The organism is Pseudomonas avellanae BPIC 631 (assembly GCF_000444135.1).
Classification (GTDB): domain Bacteria; phylum Pseudomonadota; class Gammaproteobacteria; order Pseudomonadales; family Pseudomonadaceae; genus Aquipseudomonas; species Aquipseudomonas avellanae.
This window is the reverse complement of record NZ_ATDK01000266.1, coordinates 1-4,867: the sequence shown is the minus strand read 5'-3', so window position 1 is coordinate 4,867 and position 4,867 is coordinate 1. Positions and strand designations below refer to the sequence as shown.

Annotated in this window: 5 protein-coding genes; all 5 read right to left on the bottom strand. The window is 57.2% G+C overall.

The window, feature by feature from the left end; translation table 11 throughout:
- Positions 1-90 precede the first annotated feature (90 nt).
- The 5 genes from DW49_RS0115520 to DW49_RS0115500 are packed head-to-tail and all read right to left on the bottom strand — an operon-like array spanning position 91 to position 4,842.
- Positions 91-840, bottom strand: coding sequence for a TIGR03747 family integrating conjugative element membrane protein (locus tag DW49_RS0115520; RefSeq protein WP_005622204.1), 750 nt, complete (start codon positions 838-840; stop codon positions 91-93).
- Positions 841-879: 39 nt separating this feature from the next.
- On the bottom strand, positions 880-3,039 hold the full coding sequence (gene traD, locus DW49_RS0115515) for a type IV conjugative transfer system coupling protein TraD (protein WP_024421315.1): 2,160 nt from the start codon (positions 3,037-3,039) through the stop codon (positions 880-882).
- Between the two features lie 11 nt (positions 3,040-3,050).
- Positions 3,051-3,557 (bottom strand): integrating conjugative element protein, encoded by a 507-nt coding sequence (locus DW49_RS0115510; RefSeq protein ID WP_024421314.1) that lies wholly within the window; start codon positions 3,555-3,557, stop codon positions 3,051-3,053.
- Positions 3,554-4,111 carry a lysozyme family protein gene (locus DW49_RS0115505; RefSeq protein ID WP_024421313.1) on the bottom strand — a complete coding sequence of 186 codons (558 nt, stop codon included), beginning with the start codon at positions 4,109-4,111 and terminating at the stop codon, positions 3,554-3,556. The genes DW49_RS0115510 and DW49_RS0115505 overlap by 4 nt, the downstream gene beginning before the upstream one ends.
- Entirely contained in the window at positions 4,096-4,842 is a 747-nt protein-coding gene (locus DW49_RS0115500; protein ID WP_005622196.1) for a TIGR03759 family integrating conjugative element protein, read from the bottom strand. The genes DW49_RS0115505 and DW49_RS0115500 overlap by 16 nt, the downstream gene beginning before the upstream one ends.
- Positions 4,843-4,867 lie beyond the last annotated feature (25 nt).

The window sequence follows — 4,867 nt, the reverse complement described above, 5'->3', positions numbered from 1 at the left end:
GATTAATCGATCGATTTTTCAACAAATAGCGGCTTATTTTAGGAAAAGTCCGGCTATCGGCCACGGCGGGGTGAGTTGATCGGAGGATCCCTAAAGGTATTTTTTGAAGCTGGACGCCGTAATGCTGACCGCCAGGCCGAGCAGTGCCGCGCATGGCAGGAGCACAAGCAAAGGGCTCACGCTGAATGGCAGAGCCAGGTAGAGGCTCCAGGGAATGATCACCAGCGGCACCATCGTTGCTCGAGCTTTGTGATACAGGTAGCTGGACTCACGGCCGGCACCGAACCGCCGCAAGTCTCTGCGCACCAGTCCGTCCACAAAACCAACAAACGCCGTCATCACAAATAACGGGATTGCGAGGGTCAGGATCACCAGACGCACGCAAAACACCAGTGTCGTGTAGAGCGCCGCAAGACCGTAATCCTGAAACTTGCTGACTCCCACGCCGAGCATGTAGCGCATATCGAAACCGCGTGATCGTTGTCCTGTCGCAGCATAATCAGAGGTGTGTTGAACCCAGTCCTGAAGCCCAGTCTTGACCACCAGCCAGTCATATGTGGTTTGAACCAGCCATGTCGCCGTTCGGCCTGGCTCTTGAACAACCACACTCTGCAGGAACCCTTTGGAGAGCCAACTGAGTTCATGATCGAGCATTGCACGAGCATGCTGCCAACCTGCCTCCGGCCAGAAAAAGTACATGCAGATCCATTCGACGATGATGGCTCCCCCCAGAGACAGGAACATCACTGCGGCGAACCGGAAGGGCAGGGTGAACAGTGAACCGATGAGCGTCTGTTCCTGGTCTTGTTGCTGTTTCGCACGGTCGGCAACGTCTGCCATATCAGATGACCTCCCGCCGGTCGTTCAACCCGCCGAGAGTCATGCCGCATCCTCAGGGGCAACAGCGATTTTTTTGAAGTCGTCGAGCAGATCTGCAGGCAGCGACTCGTTTAGCGTCTGATAACCGGGCGCTGACCACCAGCCAGTGTCGTCGACCTTGCCCACCTGATACGTCTGACGCATGCTTTCCGCCAAAGCCTGCAGATCTGCCGGCATTACTTCATCAGGATCATGGCCAGGCAAAGGCATTCTGATTTTCCACAGATTGCCGCCTTCCATGAGCGCAAAGCATTGGCCCTTGGGCAGGCCGACGACATGCGCAGGCTCAATCATTGGCACGCTGACCTGCTGCACCTGGTCATGACTGGATGATGTGAACGCGGTATTGCCCGTTGCACTGTCATTCGCCGAGCTGGCCGGGGTGGATGTGAAAACCTGAACCTTAGGCAACTGGTTTGTCAGCAGCTCGGCGGTGGACGTTTCGCGGACGCGCAGCATGAACACGTTGTTGAAGTTACCGATCACCTGGCCAGCCTTGGCCTTGTTGCCGATCTTCGCTTCGATATCGCTCATTGTCTGGGTGTAGGCAGTCACCTGCATGCCGGCACCACCACCCTTGTTGATCATCGGAATGAATTCTTCACCCATCAGCTCGTTGAACTCATCGGCGTGGAGGTTGATAGGCACTTTGGTGCCAGGGACGCCGCCCGGTAGTCCGTCGTCGACACCGAACTTGTAGATATGGCCAGCGACCGAGACCAGGTCGGAAAACATCGAGTTGCCGACGGCAGCGGCGACCTCAGTGTCCGACAAGGCGTCCAGGCCGATATACACCACGGCCTTTTTACGGACCACCTGCATCCAGTCGAAGATGGGTCTTGGATCGTTCACGTCCTGATAGTCAGGCGAGATCAGTTCCGCCATGCGCCCGGTTGTCAGCTTCTCAAGCAACGGCAGCAGCGAGGCGACGATCTTGTCGAAATAGGTCTTGTCGTAGCGGACCGCGCTGCGCAGGCCATCCATCACCGGATCTGCCACACGCGTCTGAGACAGGTATTGATCGATGGCCACCACGCGGAACGGCCGGCCCTTCATGTTGAACGGTACGTTTTTTTCGTTGAGCTTGCCCTCAATGGCGACGATCGCCTCCCAGGCCTTTGGATCATATTCATCAAAGTATTTAGAGGCATACTCCTGGAAGATCCCTTCGATGTTGATCACGTGCTGCTGGATCTGCAGGTAGTCAGGCCGGCGGCCCAATGCCACAAGGGCTCTGGCGATGATGTTCACGAAACGCCAGGCGAATTCACGGAATGCTGCCGAGTTACCTTCGCCGGAGAGTTGCCCAGCGATCCGGGTGGCCACCTCCGAAATCCGCCCAAAACGCCCAACGGCGTTGTAGCGTGCCGAGTGATCCGGCCAGCCCAGGTGGAATACATAAAATTCGTTCAGGCGTCCGGCGCGTTTGGCTTCCAGATACATGCGTTTGAGCAGATCGGCATCGCCCTTCGGATCGAAGACGATGACCACCTCGTGCTGGCCGTGCTTTTTCCGCCGAATGTCCTGGGTGATGAACAATTCCGCCAGGCGCGTTTTTCCGACACGCGTGGTGCCCAGAACAATTGAATGGCCTACTCGCTCACCCAAAGGGAGAGAGACGTTCTCCTCGTATGGCTCGATGCCGTGCAGCCTTGGCAACCCGCCGACGGGTGGAAGGGGTCGCACAGGATTGATGGGCACGTCCCATGATGTGGCTCTGGCCAGAAGCCGGACAGGGTATGGAGCGAACTCCGCTCTCTCCTCAAAGCGGCGCGCTGCGCGGAACAGTGGGGTGGCTTCAACGTAGCTGGTGTACTTCGGCAGGTAAGTGTCCATCAGCCGCTGGGTATGGCGCTGCTGCCAGCGAAAGCCTAGACCGATGAAGAGACGTTGATTGCTGACCGGCACTTCTTTACTGGTCATCGTGTAATGAGGCAGTCGACGGATGTTTCGGCGATAGCGCAGCACATGCCATGCCTGTTTCAGGCGCACTAACCCCAAAGCCAGAAAGCCCGCGGACGTCACGATGCCGAACAGCGGAGTTAGTGCGAACGCCCAAGGCGCGAACACGCATAGAAAAGCACCTGCAGCGCACACGTACACGGTGTACAGCTCAACGGCGGGTCTAAGTAAGGATTCGATGGCGTATTCATGAGCCATAACCCAACCTCCTATTGCTCGATGGCAGTTGGGGTGATCAACACCGGATAGTGGTTCAGGCCTAGGCGCTGAGAAAGCTCATCACCAGATGCGGGGGATACGAGCGCGTCGGGCAACCAACTCCTGACTACGGCAAGTCGCTCTGGTGTGGTCACGTTGACCACCAGTCCTACGGCCTGCATCTGTTTCAGCACCGACCCGCGCTCTTGTAGCCATCGTTGTGATGTTTCATCGTCCCCGATCAGGAACAAAGGCTGCAGGCCTGGCGCGTTGATTATTCGGCCCTGAACCGCTCCTGGAGTCATTCGAGTGGTGCGTACCGGTAATCCCTGTGCTGGTACAGGATCCAGTTGAGAGCTCAGTTCATTTTGGACAGAAGAGGAGGGTTCGGGATTGAGAGATCGGTAGTAAGGCAACGCTGAGTCACCACCTTTGTCTTCAACCACGGTGAGCTCTGCAGCCTGGCAGATCATAAATGGGAGGCAGAGCGCTGCGCCGAGGATCACTGATCGGGTCATGGATTGGTCACCAGCATTTGGATGCCGGTTACCCGGCTGAGATGTTTGGCAAAGGCCTTGCGGTAATTGGCAGCTTGAGCGCCGCCAGTGGGCCGGTGATAGCGTCCGGCGACGGTGATCCAGTCACCACCAAGCGCTCGCTGTTCAGCCAGGATCTGCGCAGTCACATCCAGGTTCTTGTAGGGATTGAGCGCTTCGCACGGATTGCTTGATTTGAACCTCTGGCCGTTCCAGCCCATGTTCACCTGTCCCAGACCCACGTCAACATGCTTTGGGCCTGTCTGAACCAGTGCTATGAGTAGGGCAGTGCAGGCATCTGCGCGGGTTGCAAAACGGTAACCGGCGCCAGCCACATTCAGTGTCCAAGGCCACGGCACAAGCTGACCACGCAACTTTGCCCCGCTTTCCTGCAGTGCCACTGAATAGAGCACTTCCGACGGAATACTCGCGGCGTGAGCCGCCAGCTGATAAGCCGGCGGTGGAAGCTCGGCTGCATGGCTTGTCAGCGCGAAGCACAGCAGGGCAAGGCCTGCCCACGTCACTGACGCAGCCATTGTCCGTTCACCTCGCGCACAACGGCGGGTAACTCGCCACCCAAGCTCAGTCCAAGCCAACGTCCACCGTCATGGTTGAGGGTGATTTGTCGGGTTCTGACATTTGCAGGGTCGATTCCCGAGACAATCGCCCAGTTGCGAATTCGTTCATCGTCGTTCTGGCTACCCACCATGTACACGTCAAACGGCTGCTTCTGAGCTTGAAGGGCCTTAACCCGAACTGAGCACTCCGGGCAATCGTCCTTGACGAACACTGCCAATCGACCATTGCCTTGGTTAGCAGGCCTCGCAATCGCCCCTTGGGACTCCGAACTGGCGATGGGCATCAGATTGGGATAGAGGCGTTTGAAGGCATCGTCATATGCGCGTTGATACGCCAATTCTTTTGCCGTGCGCTGCGCCTCGGCTTTGACCTGGAGCTCTGCATACCGCCGGCGCTCTTCATCATTGCGGGCTTCGATGCCCAATGCAGTCAGCGGATCCAGCCCGGGGGAATACACACCTCGTGAACTCTGCATCAGCGTTTGATAGCGCTGCCATTCCTGAGGACTGAGGTTCCAGTCTCGTGCCAGCATCTCGTCGCTCGATAGTGATTGGCTGTCGGTCAACACGCTCTGTTGCTCCCGGCTGTTGGACTGTGGAGAGTTGTTGGTTGCCGCGTTGGCCAATCCCACTTGTGTCAGCAGGGTGATCCCCACCAGTGTGAACATTCTCAGGTTGTAGATGGACATATGAACCTCTAAGGAAACTCTGAAA

Bases quoted from the DNA above. Each gene is read 5' to 3' on its own strand.
- traD (WP_024421315.1), bottom strand. From the start codon at position 3,039: ATGGCTCATGAATACGCCATCGAATCCTTACTTAGACCCGCCGTTGAG.
- DW49_RS0115500 (WP_005622196.1), bottom strand. From the start codon at position 4,842: ATGTCCATCTACAACCTGAGAATGTTCACACTGGTGGGGATCACCCTG.
- DW49_RS0115510 (WP_024421314.1), bottom strand. From the start codon at position 3,557: ATGACCCGATCAGTGATCCTCGGCGCAGCGCTCTGCCTCCCATTTATG.
- DW49_RS0115520 (WP_005622204.1), bottom strand. From the start codon at position 840: ATGGCAGACGTTGCCGACCGTGCGAAACAGCAACAAGACCAGGAACAG.
- DW49_RS0115505 (WP_024421313.1), bottom strand. From the start codon at position 4,111: ATGGCTGCGTCAGTGACGTGGGCAGGCCTTGCCCTGCTGTGCTTCGCG.